At 72.2% G+C, this 21,305-nt stretch carries 16 protein-coding genes and 1 other RNA gene; 9 read left to right on the plus strand and 8 right to left on the minus strand.

Annotation, left to right across the window (positions count from 1 at the left end):
• Nucleotides 1-60 precede the first annotated feature (60 nt).
• From ftsE to DEJ16_RS07880, 5 genes are all read left to right on the plus strand, one after another.
• Entirely contained in the window at nt 61-816 is a 756-nt protein-coding gene (ftsE, locus tag DEJ16_RS07860) for a cell division ATP-binding protein FtsE (RefSeq protein WP_110825177.1), read from the plus strand.
• A complete protein-coding gene (ftsX, locus tag DEJ16_RS07865) occupies nt 813-1,727 on the plus strand; it encodes a permease-like cell division protein FtsX (RefSeq protein WP_110825176.1) in 915 nt (304 codons plus the stop codon). Before ftsE ends, ftsX begins: the two co-directional genes overlap by 4 nt.
• A 121-nt stretch (nt 1,728-1,848) precedes the next feature.
• Entirely contained in the window at nt 1,849-2,325 is a 477-nt protein-coding gene (smpB, locus tag DEJ16_RS07870) for an SsrA-binding protein SmpB (RefSeq protein ID WP_110825237.1), read from the plus strand.
• Nucleotides 2,326-2,450: 125 nt separating this feature from the next.
• Nucleotides 2,451-2,826, plus strand: a transfer-messenger RNA (tmRNA) gene (gene ssrA / locus DEJ16_RS07875).
• A 197-nt stretch (nt 2,827-3,023) separates the two neighbouring features.
• Complete coding sequence (locus DEJ16_RS07880; RefSeq protein ID WP_146232847.1) at nt 3,024-3,836, plus strand: hypothetical protein; 813 nt, start codon at nt 3,024-3,026, stop codon at nt 3,834-3,836.
• Between the two features lie 15 nt (nt 3,837-3,851).
• Here the strand turns inward: DEJ16_RS07880 and DEJ16_RS07885 are convergent, their stop codons facing one another.
• From DEJ16_RS07885 to aroA, 7 genes are all read right to left on the minus strand, one after another.
• Nucleotides 3,852-5,156, minus strand: coding sequence for an LLM class flavin-dependent oxidoreductase (locus DEJ16_RS07885; RefSeq protein ID WP_110825174.1), 1,305 nt, complete (start codon nt 5,154-5,156; stop codon nt 3,852-3,854).
• On the minus strand, nt 5,156-6,535 hold the full coding sequence (locus tag DEJ16_RS07890; RefSeq protein ID WP_110825173.1) for an O-acetylhomoserine aminocarboxypropyltransferase/cysteine synthase family protein: 1,380 nt from the start codon (nt 6,533-6,535) through the stop codon (nt 5,156-5,158). Before DEJ16_RS07890 ends, DEJ16_RS07885 begins: the two co-directional genes overlap by 1 nt.
• Nucleotides 6,536-6,674: 139 nt before the next feature.
• Nucleotides 6,675-7,394 (minus strand): M50 family metallopeptidase, encoded by a 720-nt coding sequence (locus tag DEJ16_RS07895; RefSeq protein ID WP_110825172.1) that lies wholly within the window; start codon nt 7,392-7,394, stop codon nt 6,675-6,677.
• 48 nt (nt 7,395-7,442) lie between these two features.
• A complete protein-coding gene (locus DEJ16_RS07900) occupies nt 7,443-10,184 on the minus strand; it encodes a LuxR family transcriptional regulator (RefSeq protein WP_110825171.1) in 2,742 nt (913 codons plus the stop codon).
• 447 nt (nt 10,185-10,631) lie between these two features.
• Nucleotides 10,632-11,417 carry an inositol monophosphatase family protein gene (locus DEJ16_RS07905; protein ID WP_110825170.1) on the minus strand — a complete coding sequence of 262 codons (786 nt, stop codon included), beginning with the start codon at nt 11,415-11,417 and terminating at the stop codon, nt 10,632-10,634.
• An 89-nt stretch (nt 11,418-11,506) separates the two neighbouring features.
• On the minus strand, nt 11,507-12,559 hold the full coding sequence (gene rsgA / locus DEJ16_RS07910) for a ribosome small subunit-dependent GTPase A (protein WP_110825169.1): 1,053 nt from the start codon (nt 12,557-12,559) through the stop codon (nt 11,507-11,509).
• Entirely contained in the window at nt 12,556-13,974 is a 1,419-nt protein-coding gene (gene aroA / locus DEJ16_RS07915) for a 3-phosphoshikimate 1-carboxyvinyltransferase (protein WP_110825168.1), read from the minus strand. Before aroA ends, rsgA begins: the two co-directional genes overlap by 4 nt.
• 152 nt (nt 13,975-14,126) lie before the next feature.
• On the opposite strand from aroA, the gene DEJ16_RS07920 reads away from it, so the two are divergent.
• The 3 genes from DEJ16_RS07920 to DEJ16_RS07930 are packed head-to-tail and all read left to right on the plus strand — an operon-like array spanning nt 14,127 to nt 15,683.
• Nucleotides 14,127-14,948, plus strand: a complete 822-nt coding sequence (locus DEJ16_RS07920) for a sigma-70 family RNA polymerase sigma factor (protein ID WP_110825236.1) — start codon at nt 14,127-14,129, stop codon at nt 14,946-14,948.
• Complete coding sequence (locus DEJ16_RS07925; RefSeq protein ID WP_110825167.1) at nt 14,945-15,187, plus strand: zf-HC2 domain-containing protein; 243 nt, start codon at nt 14,945-14,947, stop codon at nt 15,185-15,187. Before DEJ16_RS07920 ends, DEJ16_RS07925 begins: the two co-directional genes overlap by 4 nt.
• 58 nt (nt 15,188-15,245) lie before the next feature.
• Nucleotides 15,246-15,683: a GNAT family N-acetyltransferase gene (locus DEJ16_RS07930; protein WP_110825166.1), complete on the plus strand. Its 438-nt coding sequence runs from the start codon at nt 15,246-15,248 to the stop codon at nt 15,681-15,683.
• Nucleotides 15,684-15,784: 101 nt separating this feature from the next.
• Here DEJ16_RS07930 and DEJ16_RS07935 read toward each other — a convergent pair whose 3' ends face one another.
• The gene (locus tag DEJ16_RS07935) at nt 15,785-19,609 is read right to left on the minus strand and encodes a multifunctional oxoglutarate decarboxylase/oxoglutarate dehydrogenase thiamine pyrophosphate-binding subunit/dihydrolipoyllysine-residue succinyltransferase subunit (RefSeq protein ID WP_181419525.1); all 3,825 of its coding nucleotides are present in this window, start codon (nt 19,607-19,609) and stop codon (nt 15,785-15,787) included.
• Between the two features lie 189 nt (nt 19,610-19,798).
• Here DEJ16_RS07935 and DEJ16_RS07940 point away from each other — a divergent pair, with 189 nt between their 5' ends.
• Nucleotides 19,799-21,238, plus strand: coding sequence for a GuaB1 family IMP dehydrogenase-related protein (locus DEJ16_RS07940; protein WP_110825165.1), 1,440 nt, complete (start codon nt 19,799-19,801; stop codon nt 21,236-21,238).
• The last annotated feature ends 67 nt before the right edge of the window (nt 21,239-21,305 follow it).

Consider the following 21,305-nt stretch of genomic DNA (forward strand, 5'->3'; position numbering starts at 1 on the left):
GGGTCGTGAGCCGCGCGCCTGGAGCAGGATCACCGGATCGCGACCTACCCTGATCCGGTCATGATCAAATTCGACCAGGTCACCAAGGTGTACTCGGGCAACCCGAGTCCCGCTCTCGACAACGTCACCCTCGAGATCCTCAAGGGTGAGTTCGTCTTCCTCGTCGGTGCGTCCGGCTCCGGGAAGTCGAGCTTCCTCCGGCTCGTCCTCAAGGAGGAGAAGCCCTCCCGCGGGCAGATCCACGTCCTCGGACAGCGTCTCGGCGCGCTCTCGTCCCGCAAGGTCCCGTACTTCCGCCGCAACCTCGGCGTGGTGTTCCAGGACTTCCGGCTGCTCCCGAACAAGAACGTGTTCGACAACGTCGCGTTCTCGCTGCAGGTGATCGGCAAGAGCAAGGGCTTCATCAGCGAGTCCGTCACGGACGTGCTCAAGCTCGTCGGGCTCTCCGGCAAGGCGACCCGGATGCCGCACGAGCTCTCCGGCGGTGAGCAGCAGCGCGTCGCGATCGCCCGTGCCGTCGTCAACAAGCCCGCGGTCCTGCTGGCCGACGAACCGACCGGCAACCTCGACCCGACGACCTCGGCGGGCATCATGGCGCTCCTCGAACGCATCAACCAGGGAGGCACGACGATCCTGATGGCGACGCACGACGCGAGCATCGTGAACCAGATGCAGCGGCGGGTCATCGAGCTCTCCGGCGGCACGGTCCTCCGTGACGAGCAGGCCGGCGGGTACCAGACCCAGGCCCTGCCGATCCAGCGCGGCGGTGTCTCGAACACGACCGGCATCCAGACGATCCCGGGGCTCATCCGATGAGGCTCGGACTCGTCATGGCCGAGGTCGGTTCCGGTCTCCGACGGAACGCCTCGATGGTGGTGTCGGTCGTCCTCGTGACCTTCATCTCGCTGACCTTCGTCGGCACCGCGATCCTGCTCCAGATGCAGATCAACCAGATGAAGGGCTACTGGTACGACCGGGCCCAGGTGGCGGTGTACCTGTGCACCGACACCGACACGACCGGCAACTGCACCGGCGCGAAGGCGACCGCCGACCAGCGGGACCAGATCAAGCAGCAGCTCGACTCGTCCACGCTCCAGCCGTACATCGAGAAGTCCTACTTCGAGGACCAGCAGGACGCGTACACGCGGTTCAAGCAGCAGTTCAAGGACTCCCCGGCCACGGAGTTCGTCAAGCCCGAGTACCTCAACGAGACCTTCTGGGTGAACCTGAAGAACCCGTCGCAGGCGGACGTGCTCGTGGAGAGCCTGTCGAAGGTCGCGGGCGTGCAGAGCGTCGTCGACCAACGCGGGTACCTGCAGCCGATCTTCAACCTGCTCAACGCCTCGTCCTACACGGCCATCGGCATCGCGTCCCTGATGCTCGTCGCCGCGGTGCTGCTCATCGCGACGACGATCCGCTTGTCCGCGTTCTCGAGACGCCGCGAGCTCGGGATCATGCGGTTGGTGGGGGCGTCGAACCGGTTCATCCAGACGCCGTTCGTGCTCGAGGGCGTGATCGCCGCTGCGGTGGGAGCGGTCCTGGCCGGCGGCGCGATCCTGGCGGTGGTCTGGTTCTTCGTCCGGAACTACCTGACGAAACGCTTCTCGGGCACCGCGTTCATCGGCATGGACGACGCGGCGGTCGTGGTCCCGGCGGTGATCGTCATCGGGGTCGTCCTGGCGGCGCTGTCGGCGTCGATCGCGATCCGCCGCTACCTCAAGGTCTGATCGGGCGACGCCCGCGGACCCCGGACGGGCCCGCGCACCGGGAAGGTGCGCGGGCCCGTCCGTGTTCGATATGCTGGGCGGCTCGCACGGGCGAGTGCACACCATCGAGAAGGAGCCGGGCATGGCGAAGGAGCGCGGGGAGAAGGTCGTCGCGACGAACCGTCGTGCGCGCCACGACTACCTCATCGAGGACACGTACGAGGCCGGCATGGTGCTCAGCGGGACCGAGGTGAAGTCGCTGCGGGAAGGCCGAGCGTCGCTCGTTGACGGGTACGCGTTCGTCGACGCGGGGGAGGCGTGGCTCGACGCCGTGCACATCCCCGAGTACACCGAGGGCACGTGGAACAACCACGCACCGCGGCGGAAGCGCAAGCTGCTCCTGCACAAGCAGGAGATCGTGAAGATCTCGCACAAGACCGCGCAGGGCGGGTACACGCTCGTGCCGATGAAGATCTACTTCTCGGACGGCCGGGCCAAGGTCGAGATCGCGGTCGCGAAGGGCAAGCGCGAGTTCGACAAGCGCCAGGCGCTGCGCGAGAAGACCGACAAGCGCGAGGCCGAGCGGGCCATGCGGTCGCGCAACCGACTCGGCGAGTGACCAGCCGGGTCGACTAGCGTTGATGCTGTCCGGTCGGTAGACTGAACAGCTGCCTGACCCGGAGGTCTCCGGGGACGGGCTTGGCAACTCAACAGCGTGACAGTGGTCCGCACGACGGCCTGCATGGGGATGATCGGTTTCGACATCGCCTGTGTGCCGACGGGAAGCGGGCCGAGGACCCACGGTCATCTCGTCAACGATCCGTGGAAAACAACAAGTGCCAATTCCAAGCGCACTGACTTCGCTCTCGCTGCGTAAGCAGCCCAGCACATGAAGTCCGTCGGCCAGGTGATCGTTCCCTAACCTGAGTCCGGCGTCATCAAGGGGACTTGCTGCGCGGTTGTGCCTCAGGGCCGTGCGGGACGTGCACTGAGACTGGGCCTGTCGTCCGAGAAGCCGGTAGCAACGGACGGGGCCGAGCAGAACGAACATCCGGATACGCCCGTAGAAGACGTCGAATTGCAGCGATGGACGGGGGTTCGATTCCCCCCATCTCCACCACCTGCCGATCGTCGGACCACTGTCACGTGAGTCGCCACTGACCGCCCCGCACCGTCCTAGGACGGAGCGGGGCGTTCTGCGTGTCCGGGCCCGTTGCGCAGGCGCGGGCGCGCGCCCCCGGAGCTGCCGGGTGTGAGGACTACGTTCGAGGGCACGGTTCCGCGTCCGCGGTGCCGTCCCCGAGCGAGAGGTACGCCGTGCAGGAGATCGCGATCCGAGTCCGTCTGCGAGAGCAGGACCGTCTGGGTCTGGCCGAGTACGAGCGCATCGTGGGGTCCGTTGCCTCGGTCGCGGCCGTGGTCGCGTGGCTGCCGACGCCGGAGGCCCGTCTGGTGTTGCGCGGGCGCGGCGCGGAGCCGGTGCGGCTCGAGACGATGTCGTACGGCGCGGTCTTCGAGATGCTCGTCGTGATGGACCAGCGGAGCCCCGCGGTCGAGCAGGCGGCGGCAGCGGTCGCGGCGCTCGTCGAGACCGTGCGGCACGAGCACGTCGAGGACGACATGGCGGGGACGGCCGGCGCGCTCGACCGTCTCGACCGCGCGGCGCCGCGTGGCCGGAGCCAGCCGGAGCGTGCGCTGCGGACCTTCCTCGAAGGGGCACGTGCGGACGCCCTGGCCCGCCGGTCGACGACGCGGCTCCGTGCCGCCCAGGCCCTGGTGCGTCTCGCCGGGTCCGGCGCCGAGATCGTCGTCGAGCGGATCGAGGACGCGCTCGCGACCGAGGTCGAAGGGCGGGCCGTCGGGACCATCACGGACACCGGTGCCTCGGTCGTGGTCGAACCGGTCGACGGTGTCGACGGTCCCGGTGTCGACGGTTCCGGTGTCGACGGTTCCGGTGCCGACGCTCCCGATGCCGACGCGCAGAAGCCCGGCGGGAAGAAGAAGTCGGGCGGGAAGAAGTCGGACAAGAAGGTGAGCGGGAAGAAGAAGTCGGGCGGGAAGGACAGCGGGAAGAAGAAGTCGGACGGGAAGGAGAAGTCCGACAAGAAGGCCTCGAAGAAGAAGAAGTAGCCCGTTCCGCGGGGGTCAGAAGTCGAACAGGTTCGACCGGAGCCCACCGTCGCCGTACTCCCGGCGCAGCACCCCGCGCTGCCGGAGCACCGGCACCAGGTCCCCGAGCATGCGGTACACCTGCGCCGGGTGCAGGTCGCCCGACAGGATCACGCCGTCGTTGTCCGCGTCCGACCCGAGTTCCTCGATGAAGTCCGCGAACTCCTCCGCCGTCCCGACGAACCCGGACCGGTCGGCGACGCGGCCGAGCCGGGCCTTCCGGGTGAGCAGTTCCCGGAGCGGTGCGTCCGGGGTGTCCCCGACGAGTCCGCGGACCGTGCCGGCGGACACGTGGTCGGCGAACGTGCCCTCCGGGATCGGCGCGTCGAGGTCGAGCGCGAGCAGGTCGGTCTCCGCGTCGCTCGACCAGGCCAGGGCGGCGGCGCGGAGGTCGTCGTCCGAGGGGTGCCGCGAGGCCTCGACGACACGGTCGGCCTCGGCCGCCGAGGACACCACGACGGGCTTCAGGACGAAGAGGACCCGCACGTCGTCCGGGCCGCGACCGGCGCGGGCGGCCGCGTCGTGCACCGTCCGCCGGTACGCCGACACCGCCGCCGCGGAGAGCGGGGCGAGGGCGAGCTGCACGTCGGAGTGCGTCCCCGCGAAGCCGAGCCCGCGTCCGGACCCGCCGGGGGAGACCACGACCGGGTCCGTGGCGAGCGGGAGGGCGTTCAACGGCCCGGCGGTGCGGAAGTGCTCGCCCGCGTGGCTGAACGCGTCGAGGCGGTCGCCGTCCGCGAAGTGCCAGTCGGCCTCGGACCCGACGTACCCGTCGCCCCACGAGTGCCAGAGGCGGCGGAGCAGACCGGTCCACTCCTCGGCGCGGTCGTAGGCGACGTCGTGCGGCACCGGGTCGAGGCCGGCGTGCCGGGCGCTGCCGACGTCGGTGACCACGTTGACCCCGAGCCGGTCGGAGGACAGGTGCGCGAGGGTCGCGAGCTGCCGGGCGGCCAGGTACGGCGGCGTCACCCCGGCGTTCACGGTCGGGGCGATGCCGATGTGCCGGGTCGCCGCGAACAGCCACGGCGCGAGGAGGAGCGGGTCGTGCTTCGGGCCGCCGTACGCCTGGCGGATCCGGAGGTCGAGCGTCGCGGGGTTCCCGAGCGAGATCGCGTCCTCCGCGATGACGAGGTCGAACCCGGCGTCCTCGAGCGCCCGGACGGACTGCTGGTACAGGTCCGGCTTCGTCCAGTCGTGCCCCCAGTGCCAGTCCGGCCGACCCCACGCCTGCGGCCCGAAGCCCCGCGAGAAGAAGTAGCCGATGTGCTGCATCCGGGCCATCAGCGCACGCCTGCCGGGGCCGGGACGCCGACCGTCGCGCCGTCCGTCGCGGGGTCGGGGCGAGCCTCCCGGCCGGGTTCGGCGAGCGCACGGACGGCCGCGAACCCGCGCTCCAGGTCGCGGATGAGGTCCGTGACGTCCTCGATCCCCACCGACAGGCGGACGAGCCCGTCGTGGATGCCCTGCGCCGCGCGCTCCTCCGGGGTCCGTCCGGCGTGCGTCGTCGACGCGGGGTGCAGCACGAGCGACCGGACGTCGCCGAGGTGGGTCATCCGGCTGAAGAGCCGGACCGCGTCGATGAGGGCGTGCGCGGCGACCTCGCCGCCGGCGAGCGTGAAGGCGAACACCGACCCGGCACCGCGCGGCAGGTAGCGACGGGCGAGGTCGTGGTACGGACTGGAGGCGAGCCCCGCGTGGTCCACGCTCGTCACCTCCGGCTGCGCCTCGAGCCAGGTCGCCACGGCGAGCGCGTTCGCGACGTGGCGTTCGACGCGCAGCGACAGGGTCTCGATGCCCTGGCGGAGGAGGAACGCGTTGAACGGCGACGGTGTGGGGCCGATGCGGGCGGCGACGACGTCCCGGGCGTAGGCGATGAACGCGCCGCGTCCGTACCGGTCGGTGTGGCTCGCACCGCCGAGGGCACGGTCCGACCGGGTCAGGTGCGGCCAGCGCTCGGGGGTCACCGTCCAGTCGAAACGGCCGCCGTCCACGACGACACCGCCGAGCCCGGCGCCGTGGCCGGAGAGGAACTTCGACGCGGAGTGGATCACGACGTCGGCGCCGTGGTCGACCGGCTGCACGAGGTACGGGGTCGCGAGGGTGTTGTCGACGACGAGCGGGACGCCGGCTCGGTGCGCGACCTCCGCGACGCCCGCGATGTCGAGGACGTCGTTCTTCGGGTTCGGGATGGTCTCCGCGAAGAAGAGCTTCGTCTCCGGGCGGACCGCGGCGGCCCACGCGTCGAGGTCACGCGCGTCGGTGACGAAGTCGACCTCGATCCCGAGTCGTCCGAGGTTCTGCAGCAGCAGTCCGCGGGTGCCCTCGTAGATGCTCGACGCGCTGACCACGTGGTCCCCGGCGGCGAGCAGCCCGAGGAACGCGACCGTCGCCGCCGCCTGTCCGCTGCCGACGAGGACGGCCTCGGTGCCGTGTTCGAGGAGGGCGATGCGCCGCTCGACGTCCCCGTTCGTCGGGTTGCCGAGCCGCGTGTACGTGTAGCCGTCGTCGGTGCCGGCGAAGCGGTCGCGAGCCTGCGCGGCGTCGTCGAACAGGAAGCCCGAGGACATGTGGATCGCGGGGACGCGCGCCCCGTGTCCGGTGTCCGGGAGGAACCCGCCGTGCACCTGCTCCGTCGCGAACCCGGGTCGCTCGTCCGTCATCCGTCCACCTCCGTGCTGCCGCCCCGCGCTCTCGGGTCTGCTGTGGGCGGTACTCTCGCAGGCCCCGGCGCCGGGGGGAGCGAACACGACGTCGCGTTACGGCATCCCGGGTGCGGCGTCCGTCGGTCCGGGTGTCCGGCTACGCCCCGACGACCGCCCGGACGCCCACCACGACGGTGTCCCACACGGCGAGCAGCGGTCCGCGGGCGGCCCACACCGCGACGCCGTTGACGCCGAGGAACAGCACGAACCAGACGACGGCGGGCAGGCGCAACTCGGCGGCGGCGATGTGGAAGTCCGTCTGGACGCGGGCCCCGGTCAGCAGCCAGCGGAACACCTGGAGCAGCGAGCGGAGTCCGTCGACGAGGAACGCGGCGCCGAGGGCCGCGACGACGAGCAGGGTGAGGTCGGAGGGGCGGAGCGCCACCCAGAGGGCGAGGGCGTCGAACCCGACGACGACGAGCAGGCCGAACCAGTTCCGGACGAACGCCAGGGCGACGAGACCGACGACGCCGAGCACGACGACCGGGAGCCAGGGCGTGCCCACCACCGCGCCGGTGACGAGCAGTGCCCCCGCCCAGAGCGGTGCGCTGTACCCGGCGAAGAGGTTGAGCACCCGGACGAGCCACCGCACGGCCCCCGGGACCCGGCCCAGCGACACCCACGCCTCACCCGAGCCGTCCGCGTGCAGGTCGATGCGCCGGATGCGACCGCCGAACGGCACGACGACGACGCAGTGGCCCACCTCGTGGGCGATCGTCGCGGCGAGGCGCGCGATCCGGCCGAGGAACGGCAGGAGGGGGAGCACGGCGCCGATGAGCAGGGCGCCGGACACGGCGGAGGCGGGCAGGGCGGTCAAGGCGCCATCGTCCCAGACCGCCCGCTGGTGTTCACTGGGAGTCCGGCGTCACCCCAGCAGTGCCACCAGGTGCGAGCGTGACCGGGCGCCCACCTTCCGGTAGATCTGCGTGAGGCGCAGTTCGACCGTCCGCTGCGACATGTACAGCGACGAGGCGATCTCGCGGTTGCGGTACCCCTCGGTCACCTTCTGCACGACGGCACGCTCCTCCGCGGTGAGCAGGGGGAGGACCGGGACGGCGTCCGGGGCGCTCCGGGGCGTGGTCGGCGACGGAGCGGTGCGGAACCGGGTCGCACTGACCGGCGCCGTACCGCTCGCCTCCGCGTGCACCCCGACGCCGTCCACGACGACGGCGTGGACCGGGGGCATCGCGACGTCGCCCTGCGGTGCGACGAGCGGACGCCGCAGCCCCGCGGCCTCGAAGGCAGCCGCAGCGGTCGTACCGAGTCGGGCGCGGTCCGGGCCGGTGCTCGTCGCAGCGAGCGCGGCCAGCGTGCGGCCACGCTCGTACTGCGGGTCCGTCGGCTCGAACAGCTCGAGCGCCCGGTACCGTGCGGCGTCACGCGTGTCCTCGTCGGCGACGAGCGCGAGGCTCCTCGCCAGCACGAGCGCGCCCCAGCGCGACGGGTGCGCACGGTGATCGGCCGCGAGCCGAGCGGTCGTCGACCGCGCGTCCTCGGTCCGGCCGAGCCGGACGTACGTCTCGACGAGGTCGCCGAGGTGACGGAGGACCGTCGGGTTCCGCAGCGTCCGACCGATCGCGTCCGCGGTCTCGAGCGCGGTGACCGCCTCGTCCGGCCGGTCCTCGGACAGCAGGACCCGCCCGCGGAACGCGTGCAGCTTCGCCGTCGCACCCCAGAGCCCGCTCGTGGACCGGTCCGCGAGGCACCGGTCGAGGACGTCGAGGGCCGCGGAGGGATGTCCTTCGAGGAAGTGCCGCCACGCGATCGCGATCGCCCGCGACGGCTCCCGGAGGCGCTCGACCACGCTCGACCCGGACTCCCACGCGTCGATGGCCCGGTGCGCGAGGCGGAAGTCGCCGGACCGCACCTCGTTCTCCGCGGAGAGGTACCGCGCGGCCTCGAGCCACACCGGCGCGGTGTGCGTGGACCGGGTGAGGACCAGGGCGAACACACGGCGGGCGCTCCGGTGCCGATCGGACAGGCTCAGCGCGTGCGCGAGCATGAGCAGCGCCGGGTCGGACAGCGCGAGCAGGCTCGGCGTCGCGAGTCCGTCGTGCAGGTCCCGGTCGGCCGGCAGGTGACCGGCGATCGCGGCCACCATGGTGCGGGCGGCCTGGAGGACCTGTGCGGTCGGTGTGGGGAGGTCGTGCTCGTACGGTTCGGCGCGCTCCAGGAGTTCACGGGCCTGGTCGAGCTCCCACGCCTCGGCCCGGAAGCTCGCGACCATGGCCACGAGGCCCGTCACGGCCAGGGCCTCGTCGTGGTCGCCGGCGTCGGCCGGGACGATGAGCTCGTCGGCCACCACTGCTTCGCCGCTGAGGTACTGCACCGAGTAGTGCAGGCGGAGGCGGCGGACGTCGTCGAAGCGGGAGGCGAACGGCTCGATCGCGGCGAGGTACCGCGCCGCGTAGCCGAGGAGACGGCGCGTGAGCAGCACCTCCGCGACGGCCAGGAGCGCCAGGTGTTCCGGCTCCGAGCGCGTCCCGACGTGGAGGGCCCGTTCGGTGAGCGTGACCGCGGCGCCGGGTTCACCGTCGGCCGCGTACTCGCGCGCTGCGTGCAGGAGCGCCACGGCGTCGGGCTCGTCCGCGGTGAAGCTCCGGTGCCAGGCAGCGGCACGCGGGTCCGAGGTGTCGGCGGACGCAGCCAGCCCGGCGTGGGCAGCACGACGGTCACGGGCGGGCATCTGCCAGTGCAGCCAGGACCGCACGAGCGGCGAACGGACGGCGATCGACTGCCCGCGGACCGTGACGAGACCGAGTGCGGCGAGGTCCTCCACGACGTCCCGGTCCCACTCCGGCCCGACCGCGCGGGTGACGGGCACCAGGGCCAGGCGGGCCAGGACCTCGAGGTCGCGGGTGCCGGTCCCGGCGACGGCCGCGGCGGCGATCCGGCCGGTGGTGTCGGTGGGTCGCAACGGCAGCACGAGCGGCTCGGAGCCGAGCAGCTGGTCCCGACTGAGCACGTCGAGCTGTTCGCGGAGCACGCCGGGGTTGCCGGCGGTCTGCTCGGCGACGACCGCCAGCACGCCGTCGTTCGCGTCCTCGGCGACCATGCTGCGGGCGAGCAGCAGCGTCTCGTCCGCGGGCAGGGCCTCCAGGCGCATCGACGGCAGTGCCGTCAGCGGCCCGTCGGACGGGAGGCTCGCCACCGTCGCCACGATCCGCAGCGACGTGCCGACCAGCCGACCGGCGAGGAACGCGATGAGCGTCTGGCTCGCCGCGTCCATCCGGTCGAGGTCGTCGATGAGGACGAGCGTCGGCGGGAGCTGCAGCACACGCAGCGTCGCGAGGAGTTCGTGCGCCACGACGATCGCCCGGGACGGGTCCGCGTCGCGGACCGTCGCGAGGATCCGTGTCACGTGCGCGGCGGCCCGGGGGTCGTCGAGTGCGCCGAAGAGGGTCGTCACGCCGCTGAGCGGCCAACGGGACTCGGTCCCGTTGACGCCGATGCGGACGACGGGGACGGGGACGCGGCCACTGGCCGCGTCGAGGACGCTCGTGCGTCCGGAGCCGGGGTCGCCGACGACGACCAGCGCGGACTCCCGGGGGAGTACGGCGAGGGTCGTGATCCGGTCGACCTCAGTGCGTCGGCCGGTGAGTTCCATGCGGACTCACCGGCCTCCGGCGCCAGGGACGGGGGAGCAGGACGGGTCGGCCGGGGAGCCGACGGCGGGGGATCCCGCGGCGGGGTGGGTGGCCCCGCGGTGGGAGGTGCCGGTGTGCATCGGGTGGGTGGCCCGGGACACTGGCAGGGTCGATGTGTGGACGGATCGCGGACGACGAGCCTGGGTGGGCTCGGTCCCGCTCGGGAACGATGAATCCATCGTCGTGGTCACCCCTCGGGTTAGGGCAGTCGGACGAGATGACGGTGGGTCCGTGGTGACCGGGACTAGGGATCCCGACGAGTACTGACCTGCCGCCACGAGAACGGTAACCCACCATCGGTCGTGCTGGAGGAACCGTCAGTCCGATGCGCCGATAGGCGTGCCCCCAGAACGGGGGGGGTGACGGCGGCGCTGGGGCGAGCAGCGTCGCAGGTGCCCCGTCAGCGGTCAGGCCCGGCGGATCACCTCGACGACGGCGTCGTGCACGAGGCCGTTCGAGGCGAGCGCACTGCCGTGCCACGGACCGGGGTCGCCGTCGAGCGAGGTGAGGCGGCCGCCGGCCTCCTCCACGATCGGGACGAGGGCGGCGATGTCCCACGGCTTGAGGTCCGGTTCCCCGGCGACGTCGAGGACCCCTTCCGCGACCATCATGTACGACCACATGTCGCCGTAGGCGCGGGTGCGCCAGACCCGGCGCGACAGCGTGACGAGGGCGTCGAGTCGGTCGTCGTCGTCCCACTGCTGCAGCGAGTTGTAGCTCAGGCTCGCGTCCCCGAGGGCGGCGACGCCGGACACGTGCAGCGGTCCGTCGAACGAGTGGGCGCCGAGGCCCGCCGCCGCCCACCAGCGCTTGCCGAGGGCCGGTGCGCTGACCACCCCGAGGACGGGACGGCCGTCCACCGCGAGCGCGATGAGCGTCGCCCACACCGGCACGCCGCGCAGGTAGTTGGCGGTGCCGTCGATCGGATCGACGACCCACTGGCGGTGTCCGGCGCTCACGGCCTCCTCGCCGGTGTCCGCCGTGGTCTCCTCGCCGAGGAAGGCGTCCTCCGGGCGCTCCGCGGCGAGCCGCTCGCGGAGAGCGCGCTCGACGGCCTGGTCGGCGTCGGTGACCGCGGTGTGGTCGGCCTTCTCCGTGACGTGCAGGTCGGCGGCGCGGAACCGGTCGAGGCTGATCGCGTCGGCGGTGTCGGCGAGGGAACGGGCGAATGCCAGGTCGGCGCTGAGGTCCACGGGTCGAGCGTAGCGGCGGTCCGGCGGACCCCCACGCGGACTGGGCCGAGCGGGTCCACCCGACGTCGGGGAACGCCGCGCGGGGTAGCTCACGCCGTGCCGGGGTCCTCCGCGCCCATCCCGGTGAGGAGCGCCCGGAACGAGTCGAGCCGCTCGATCCCGGTCGGCCCGAGCTCGCCGCCCGCGACCCGGTCGACGATCTCCCAGTCGTGCGCCTGGTGCAGCGGGATGCCGTCCGGGGCGTCCTGCACCGGCACCGCGTGCGAGGCGAACGCGCGGAACACGTTCTCCGGCTGCACGTGCCCGAGGCCGAACGACCGGACGCCGGGGGTGTCGATGACCCACCCGCCGTCCCGCACCCGGAGGGCGACGGACGACGAGGACGTGTGGCGGCCGCGCCCGGTGACCGAGTTGACGACGCCGATCGCCCGCGTGGAGCCGGTCAGCGCGTTGACCAGGGTGGACTTGCCGACGCCGGAGTGGCCGACGGTGACCGTCACCTTGCCGTCGAGGAGCTCGTGCAGTGCCTCGAACGGCACGTCGTCGGCCCGGCTCGTCACGATGCGCAGGTCGAGGCAGGCGAAGTGCGCCAGGAACGGCGCCGGGTCGGCGAGGTCGGTCTTCGTGATGCAGAGGACCGGGTCGAGGCCGGCGTCGAACGCCGCGACGAGGTACCGGTCGATGAGACGCGGCCGGGGTTCCGGGTCCGCCGAGGCCACGACGATGAGCATCTGGTCGGCGTTCGCCACGATGACACGCTCGACCTCGTCCGAGTCGTCCGCACTCCGCCGGAGCAGGGTCGTCCGCTCGGCCACCCGGACGATGCGGGCCAGGGAGCCCTCGCTGCCGGAGACGTCGCCGGTGAGCGAGACGTGGTCGCCGGTGACGACCGACTTCCGGCCGAGCTCGCGGGCCTTCGTCGCGGTGATGACGTGCTCCCCGTCCGCGTCGGTGACGAGCACGCCGAAGCGTCCGCGGTCGACGTTGGTGACCCAGCCCGACGGCGCGTCCTCGTACGTCGGTCGGGTCTTCGTCCGGGGTCGGTTGCCCTTCGGGTTCGGCCGGACGCGGACGCTCGACTCGTCGTACTGGCCGTACGGCTCGTCCTCGTCGCCGCCGTCGGTGTCGTCCCACCAGCTCATGCCGGCGCCCCCTCTGCTGTCTCGGCCGCGCCCGCTGCTCCCGCGACGTCGGTGTCCCGGTCTGCCGGAGCGGTCCGGCCCGCCGTGGCGACCAGGTCGGCCCACAGCTCCGGGAACTGCGGCAACGTCTTCGCGGTGGAGCCGATGTCGTCGACCGCGACGCCCTCGGTCACCAGACCGACGACGGCACCTGCGGTGGCCATCCGGTGGTCCTCGTACGCAGCCCAGTCACCGCCCGAGAGCCGCGCCGGTTCGATCCGGAGGCCCTCCTCGCGCTCGGTGACCGCGCCTCCGAGCCCGTTGAGGTCCGCCGCGAGCGCCGCGAGCCGGTCCGTCTCGTGCCCGCGCAGGTGCCCGATCCCGGAGACCTCGCTCGGGCCGCTGGCCAGGGCCGCCAGCGCGACGAGTGCCGGGGCGAGCTCGCCGCCGCGGGTCAGGTCCAGCTCCAGACCCGGCAGGGAGGCGCCACCCCGGACCCCGACGCCGCCGTCGAACACCAGGTCCGCACCGTCCCGCGTCACGGTCGCGCCCCACAGCGGCAGGAGCGTCTCGAGGTCGGCACCGACCTGCGTCGTCCCGGTCGGCCAGGTCCGGATCCGGACCGTCCCACCGGCGACGAGTGCGGCGACCGCGAAGGGTGCGGCGTTCGAGAGGTCCGGTTCGATCGTCACGTCCCGTGCCGCGATGGGTCCGGGGTGCACGACCCACTCGCCGACGCCCGGCTCGTCGACGCGGACGCCGCGGGCACGGAGGACCGCGACCGTCATCGCGATGTGCGGCATGCTCGGCAGCCGGTCGCCGACGTGCCGCAGGTGCAGGCCCTCGTCGAAGCGGGGCGCGGAGAGCAGCAGGCCGGAGACGAACTGGGAGGACGCCGAGGCGTCGATCTCGAGCGTCCCACCCCGGACCGAACCGCTGCCGACGAAGGTGAAGGGCATCGCGCCGCCGCCGTCGTCGGTGACGTCCACGCCGAGGTCGACGAGCGCGCGGATGATCGCAGCCATCGGTCGCTTGCGGGCGTAGGGGTCACCGTCGATCGTGACCGGTCCCTCGGCCAGTGCCGCCAGGGGCGGCAGGAAGCGCATGACGGTGCCCGCGAGGCCGCAGTCGACACGGACACCGCCGTGCATGGCGGCGGGCGCCACGCGGAGGTCCGGTCCGTACGGGTTCGCCGGGTCACCCGCGACCGGCTCGACCTCGTCGATGCCGACGCCGAGCTGGCGGAGCGCGGTCGTCATGAGGGCGGAGTCCCGGGAGTGCAGGGGCAGCCGGATCGTGGAGGGGCCGTCGGCGAGCGCGGCGAGGACGAGCTCGCGGTTCGTCAGCGACTTCGACCCGGGCAGGGCGACGTCCCCGGCGAGCGGGCCCGGCGCGACGGGGGCGGTCCAGGGGCGGGAATGCGTCGTGGCTGCCATCGGTTCACCACACTACTGAACCCATCGGGAGGAGCACGGTGATCGCACTCGCACCGTCACGACCGGCCGCCGCGGACCAGCTGCCGACGGTCGTCACGACGTTGACCGAGCCGCAGGGCCCGGACGTCCTCGTCCGCCTAGACTGGCGGGCGATGACGACCGACGAACCGCAGCACGCACCGGACGACCTGGTCGAGGAGACCGAGGCGCAGCTCGACGCCGTCGAGGACGAGGACCTCGCCGCGTCGGACACGGTGGACGAGTCGGACGACCCGACCGCCGACGACGAGCCGGTCGACGCGAAGACGGTCTCGGAGCACGAGCTGCGCCGCCTGTTCGAGGACCAGGCGCTGCCGTTCATGGACCAGCTGTACGGCGCGGCGATGCGGATGACGCGCAACCCCGCCGACGCCTCGGACCTCGTGCAGGAGACGTTCGTCAAGGCGTTCGCCGCGTTCCGGCAGTTCCGCCAGGGCACGAACCTCAAGGCGTGGCTGTACCGGATCCTGACGAACACGTTCATCAACACGTACCGCAAGAACCAGCGGAACCCGTACCAGGGCACCATCGACGAGCTCGAGGACTGGCAGCTCGGCGGCGCGGAGAGCGTGACGCAGTCGATCTCTGCCCGGTCCGCCGAGGCCGACGCCATCGACCACCTGCCGTCCTCCGCCGTGAAGGACGCGCTGCAGGCCATCCCGGAGGACTTCCGGATGGCGGTCTACTTCGCCGATGTCGAGGGGTTCTCCTACCAGGAGATCGCCGACATCATGAAGACCCCCGTGGGGACGGTCATGAGCCGCCTCCACCGTGGTCGCCGGCTCCTGCGTGGGCTGCTGGCGGACCACGCACGCGAGACCGGTGTCGTCCCGGACGCAGCGTCGACGGCGACGATGCGCGGGCGAGGCCGTGGTGCAGGTACGCGGGCGGCCACGACGGCCGGTGCCCGCACGACCCGGAAGGACGCACGATGAGCGGGTGCGACTGCTCGAAGGCGAAGGCGGAACTCGAGGAGTTCCTCCACGACGAGCTCCGTCACGAGGACGCCGCGGACATCCGCGAGCACATGGACGGCTGCGAGGACTGCCTGACGGAACACCGCGTCGGCGTGGTGCTCATGGAGACCGTGAAGCGCGCCTGCCAGGAGACCGCTCCCGAGCAGCTCCGCGGCGAGGTCCTCGCCCGGCTCCGCGCAGTGCAGTCCACACACTGACGGCACCCGGCCGCGTCACACCGGCGGCCGCGGCGCCGCGAGCGGGTAGGGTGCGGGCATGACCGACGCCGAGCCGATCAGCACCTGGACCGAACCCGACGTCGTCGCGGTGACCGAGTTGGTGCGCCTGCTCGGCCACCAGGTCGAGCCCGCGTCGATGCGCTCGCGCCTCGACCGGCTCACCGCCGAGGCCGGGCACCGTACGTGGGTCGTGCGCGGGGACGACGGTCGGCCCGTCGCGGTCGCCGGGGCGCAGCTCACGTGGACGTACGCCGGGGATGCGCCGACCGCGCAGTTGCTCCTCCTCGTCGTGGACCCCACGGCCAGGAGGCACGGCACGGGCTCTGCGCTCCTGGGCACCTTCGAGACGTGGGCCGTCGAGCAGGGCGCGCGCCAGCTGAGCGCCGTGAGCGCCGCCGCGACGGACAGCGCGCACCGGTTCTACCAGCGCCGCGGCTACCACGAGGCGGGCGTCCGCTACACCAGGCTGGTTTGAACTGTACTGATCCCTCGCGGACGTCGGAGCGCCTCGTGCTGGAGTCCCACGGACTCCTGCACGAGGCGCTCCCTCGTCATCAGGCCGACGCGCTCAAGCGCTCATGCCCTCAACGCCCGGTCGATGACCTCGGCCGCCTCGGCGGCGGAGCGCTTCGACGAGCCGGTCGCCGGCGCCGCACTCGCGGACCGGGCCGCGACGGACAGCGGCCGACCGTCCAGGTGCGGGGACAGGTTCATGCAGACGAACGGCCAGGCGCCCTGGTTCTCGGGCTCCTCCTGGGCGAACACGACCTCGGCCTCGGGGTAGCCCGCGATGACCTCGAGGATGCGGTCGAGCGGGAGCGGGGCGAGCTGCTCCAGCCGGACCAGTGCCACGTCGGTCACGCCGCGCTTCTCCGCCTCGGCACGCAGGTCGTGGTGGATCTTGCCCGAGTGCAGGACCACCCGGCGCACCGACCCGCGGTCGACACCGTTCGCCTGCAGGCGGTCGTCGTCCAGGACCTCCTGGAACGTGCCGGAGGTGAAGTCCGTCACCGCGCTCGTCGCCTGTCGCAGGCGGAGCATCGCCTTCGGGGAGAACACGATGAGCGGCTTCTGCGGCTTCGCCCACGCCTGGCGCCGGAGCAGGTGGAAGTACGACGCCGGGGTCGACGGGCGCGCCACCACCATGTTGTCCTGCGCGCACAGCTGCAGGTAGCGCTCGATGCGCCCGGAGGAGTGGTCCGGCCCCTGACCCTCGTAGCCGTGCGGGAGCAGGAGCACCAGGCCGGAGCGCTGGCCCCACTTCTGCTCGGCGGACGAGATGAACTCGTCGATCACGGTCTGGGCGCCGTTCGCGAAGTCGCCGAACTGCGCCTCCCAGAGCACGAGGGCCTCGGGACGCTCGACCGAGTACCCGTACTCGAACGCCATCGCCGCGTACTCGCTCAGGAGCGAGTCGTAGATGAAGAAGCGTGCCTGGTCCTCGGTGAGGTTCGCGAGCGGCAGCCACTCCTGGCCGTTGGTCCGGTCGTGGAAGACCGCCTGGCGCTGGACGAACGTGCCACGACGGGCGTCCTGCCCGGCGAGCCGCACCGGCTTGCCCTCGGTCAGGACCGAGCCGATCGCCATCAGCTCGGCCATGGCCCAGTCGATCCCGCCGGTCCGGGTCATCTCGCGGCGCTTGGTGAGGAGCTGCTGCAGCTTCGGGTGGATCGAGAAGCCCGACGGCGGGTTGCCGTGCGCGTCGCCGATGAGTTCGACGAGCTCCTGCGAGACCGCGGTGTCGTGCACCTCGAGCTCGGAGTCGTCGCGTTGTGAGGTCGGGCGCTCGAGGCCGTTCACGGCACCGGAGTCGTCCGTGGCGGGCGTCGACACCGAGCCCGTCTGCGCCTCGTGCGTCTCCGCGAAGGCACGCTCGAGGCGGTCCTGGAAGTCGCGGTGCGCGTCGTCGTACTCCTGCTGCGTGATGTCACCGCGGCCGACGAGGGCCTCGGTGTACAGCGTGCGGACCGAGCGCTTCGCCTCGATGAGGTTGTACATGAGCGGCTGCGTCATCGAGGGGTCGTCGCCCTCGTTGTGACCGCGGCGGCGGTAGCAGACCAGGTCGATGACGACGTCGCGGTGGAACTCCTCGCGGTACGCGTAGGCCAGGTCCGCGACGCGGGCCACGGCCTCCGGGTCGTCGCCGTTCACGTGGAAGACCGGCGCCTGGATCGTCTTCGCGACGTCGGTCGAGTACACCGAGGTGCGCGCCGACTCGGGCGGCGTCGTGAAGCCGACCTGGTTGTTGATGACGAGGTGCACGGTGCCGCCGGTGCGGTAGCCCCGCAGCTGCGACATCTGCAGGGTCTCGACGACCACGCCCTGGCCGGCCATCGCCGCGTCGCCGTGCACGAGCACGGGGAGCGTGCCGAACGTGCCGGCGGGCTTCCGGTCCTGCTTCGCGCGGACGATGCCCTCGAGCACCCCGTCGACGGCCTCGAGGTGGGACGGGTTGGCGGCGATCGTGACGGGGATGCGGGACCCGTCGGAGGCGCGGAACACGCCCTCGGTGCCGACGTGGTACTTGACGTCGCCGGAACCCTGACCGGAGACCGTGCCCGGGAGCTGGGTGCCCTCGAACTCGCGGAAGATCTGGCCGTAGGTCTTGCCGGCGATGTTCGTCAGCACGTTGAGGCGGCCGCGGTGCGCCATGCCGATCGCGACCTCGTCGAGACCGTCCACGGCGGCGTGCTGGATGAGCGTGTCGAGGAACGCGATGGTCGACTCGCCGCCCTCGAGCGAGAACCGCTTCTGGCCGACGTACTTCGTCTGCAGGAAGGTCTCGAAGGCCTCGGCCTCGTTGAGCTTGCCGAGGACGCGGAGCTGCTCGTCCTTCGACGGCTTCGAGTACGGGACCTCGATGCGCTCCTGCACCCAGCGACGCTGCTCCGGGTCCTGGATGTGCATGTACTCGATGCCGACCGTGCGGCAGTAGGCGTCGCGGAGGATCCCGAGGACGTCGCGCAGGGGAGCGGTCGTCGTGCCGGCGAGCCCGCCCGTGACGAACTCCCGGTCGAGGTCCCAGAAGGTCAGCCCGTGGCTCTCGATCTCGAGGTCGGGGTGCGTGCGCTGCCGGTACTCGAGCGGGTCGATGTCGGCCATCAGGTGCCCGCGGACGCGGTAGCTGTTGATGAGCTCCTGCACGCGCGCGGTCTTGTTCACCCGGTGCGCCAGGTCGACGTTGATGTCGTTCGCCCACTGGATCGGCTTGTAGGGGATCCGGAGCGCGGCGAAGATGTCGTCGTAGAAGCCGTGCTGGCCGATGAGCCGCTCGTGCACCTTCTTGAGGAACTCACCCGACCCGGCGCCCTGGATGACACGGTGGTCGTACGTGCTCGTCAGCGTGATGGTCTTGCCGACGCCGAGCTCGATGAGGGTCTTCGGCGCCGACCCCTGGAACTGCGCCGGGTACTCGAGGGCGCCGGCGCCGACGATGCAGCCCTGCCCCTTCGTGAGACGCGGGACCGAGTGCTCGGTGCCGATGCCGCCCGGGTTCGTGAGGGAGATCGTCGTGCCCTGGAAGTCCGACGGGGTGAGCTTGTTGTCCCGGGCGCGCTTGACGACGTCCTCGTACACGGAGAGGAACTGGCCGAACGTCAGGGCCTCGGCGCGCTTGATGCTCGGGACGAGCAGGGAGCGCGTGCCGTCCTTCTTCGGGACGTCGATCGCGATGCCGAGATTGACGTGCGCCGGGGTGACGAGGAAGGGCTTGCCGTCGCGCTCCTCGTACGAGACGTTCTGGCTCGGGAACTCCTTCAACGTCTGCACCATGGCCCAGCCGATCAGGTGCGTGAAGGAGATCTTGCCGCCGCGGGCACGCCGCAGGTGGTTGTTGATGACGATCCGGTTGTCGATCATCAGCTTCGCCGGGATGGTCCGGACGCTGGTCGCGGTCGGGACGGTGAGCGACGCGTCCATGTTCGACGCGAGGGTCTTCGCCATGCCGCGCAGCGGGGTGGCGACGTCCTCGTGGGTCTCCTCGTGGTCGTCCGCCGCGTCGTTCGCCTCGGCGGGGATCGGCTGCGGGGACGGCTGGCGCGAGGTGGTGCGGGCCTGGAGCGGGGTCTTCGCCTCTCCTGTGGCGGGCTGCTGCGTGGAGGAGGGGCCGGAGGCGGCGGCGGGTTGACCGGCGGGGGCGTCCTGCGCGGCGGCTGCCTGTGCCCGGGCGGGGGTGCTCGAGTCGGCGGCGGCCGGGGTGCCCGAGCCGGTGTCGACCGGGCTGCCGGAGGCGGCGTCCGTCGTGGCGGCCTGCGTCCGGTGGTAGCTCTCGAGGACGGGCCACCAGGACTCGTCGACGCTGTTCCTGTCGGCCACGAACTGCTCGTAGAGCTCGTCCACCAGCCACTCGTTCGCGCCGAAATCGCCCGCGGTCTCGTCCGTTCCGGTCAGATGGCTCGACACAGCCGATCGCCCACTCTCCGTCGATTGATGCTCGTGTGTGTCGTGCGGGGCAACCCTGTCCTGCACGCCGTCAACCCTAGCCGCTCCTCCGTGGCCGCGAGGTGGGAGACGTCGGGCGAGTCGGGCCTCCCGGCGGGCGTCCTGGGCCTCCAGGGCGGGCCGTACGCTGCCCGCCGTACGATTGGCCCCATGAGGTTCTACGAGACGCGGCCGACCCACGACCTGACCTACTCCGACGTCTTCCTCGTCCCGAGTCGGTCGAGCGTGACGAGCCGCTTCGACGTGGACCTCGCGACGGACGACGGCACCGGCGCGACCATCCCGATCGTCAGCGCGAACATGAACTCGGTGACCGGTCCCCGCCTCGCCGCGACGCTCGCCCGACGCGGTGGTCTCGGTGTGCTGCCGCAGGACATGCACCTGCAGGACCTCGCCGAGGCGATCCGCTGGGTGAAGGCGCAGCCGGTCGCGTACGACTCCGCACTCGAGCTCGGCGCCGACGCGACCGTGGCCGAGGCGCTCGAGCAGCTCCTGCCGGTCGAGGGCCGTGGCATCGTCGTGCGCGACCCGGCGGGCGAGTACCTCGGCTGCGTGCCGGCGACCCGGCTCGCGACCGCCGGCGCGGACGCCGTCCTCGGCGACCTGCTGCACGGCGCGACGGTCGCGATCGACGCCGAGGACGCCGGCACCCCGCGGCACGTGTACGACGTGCTGACCGCGGCCGGCGTGGACTTCGCTCCCGTCGTGCGGCACGGCAAGGTCGTCGGCACGACGAGCCCGACGAGCGCCATCCGCTCCGACATCTACCGACCGGCCGTGGACGCGTCCGGTCGGCTCCGGGTGGCGGCGGCCGTCGGCATCAACGGCGACGTCGCCGCGAAGGCCTCGGCCCTCGCCGACGCCGGGGTCGACGTGCTCGTCCTCGACACCGCCCACGGCCACCAGGAGGGCATGCTCCGCGCGCTCCGTGCCGTGTCGGCCCTGCAGCTCGGCATCCCGCTCGTCGCCGGCAACGTCGTCACCGCCGACGCCGTCGCGCACCTGGTCGCCGCCGGCGCGTCGATCATCAAGGTCGGTGTCGGCCCCGGTGCCATGTGCACGACGCGCATGATGACCGCCGTCGGGCGCCCGCAGTTCTCCGCGGTGCTCGAGACCGCCGCGGCCGCCCGGTCGCTCGGCGCGCACGTCTGGGCCGACGGCGGCGTCCGCTACCCGCGTGACGTCGCGCTCGCGCTGGCCGCCGGGGCGTCCGCCGTGATGATCGGCTCGTGGTTCGCCGGCACGCTCGAGGCGCCCGGCGTGCTCCGCCGCGACCCAGCCGGTCGCGCCTACAAGGAGAGCTGGGGGATGGCGTCCGCGAAGGCCGTGCGGGAGCGGTTCGAGCGGCTCGACCCGTACGAGCGTGCTCGCAAGGCGCTGTTCGCCGAGGGGATCTCGTCGTCGACGATCTTCCTCGACCCGGAGCGTCCGAGCGTCGAGGACCTGCTCGACATGATCACGACGGGGCTCCGCAGTTCCGCCACGTACGCGGGCGCGACGAGCCTGGCCGAGTTCTCGGACCGCGCGCTGGTCGGCATCCAGTCCGCCGCCGGGTACGAGGAGGGCAAGCCCCTGCCGGTCAGCTGGTAGCGCGGTCGCGCCGCCGGCGCCACGACGGACGGGAGGTGGGCCCCTCCCGTCCGTCCCGGGTCGCGGG

The organism is Curtobacterium sp. MCJR17_055 (assembly GCF_003224335.1).
GTDB lineage: Bacteria > Actinomycetota > Actinomycetes > Actinomycetales > Microbacteriaceae > Curtobacterium.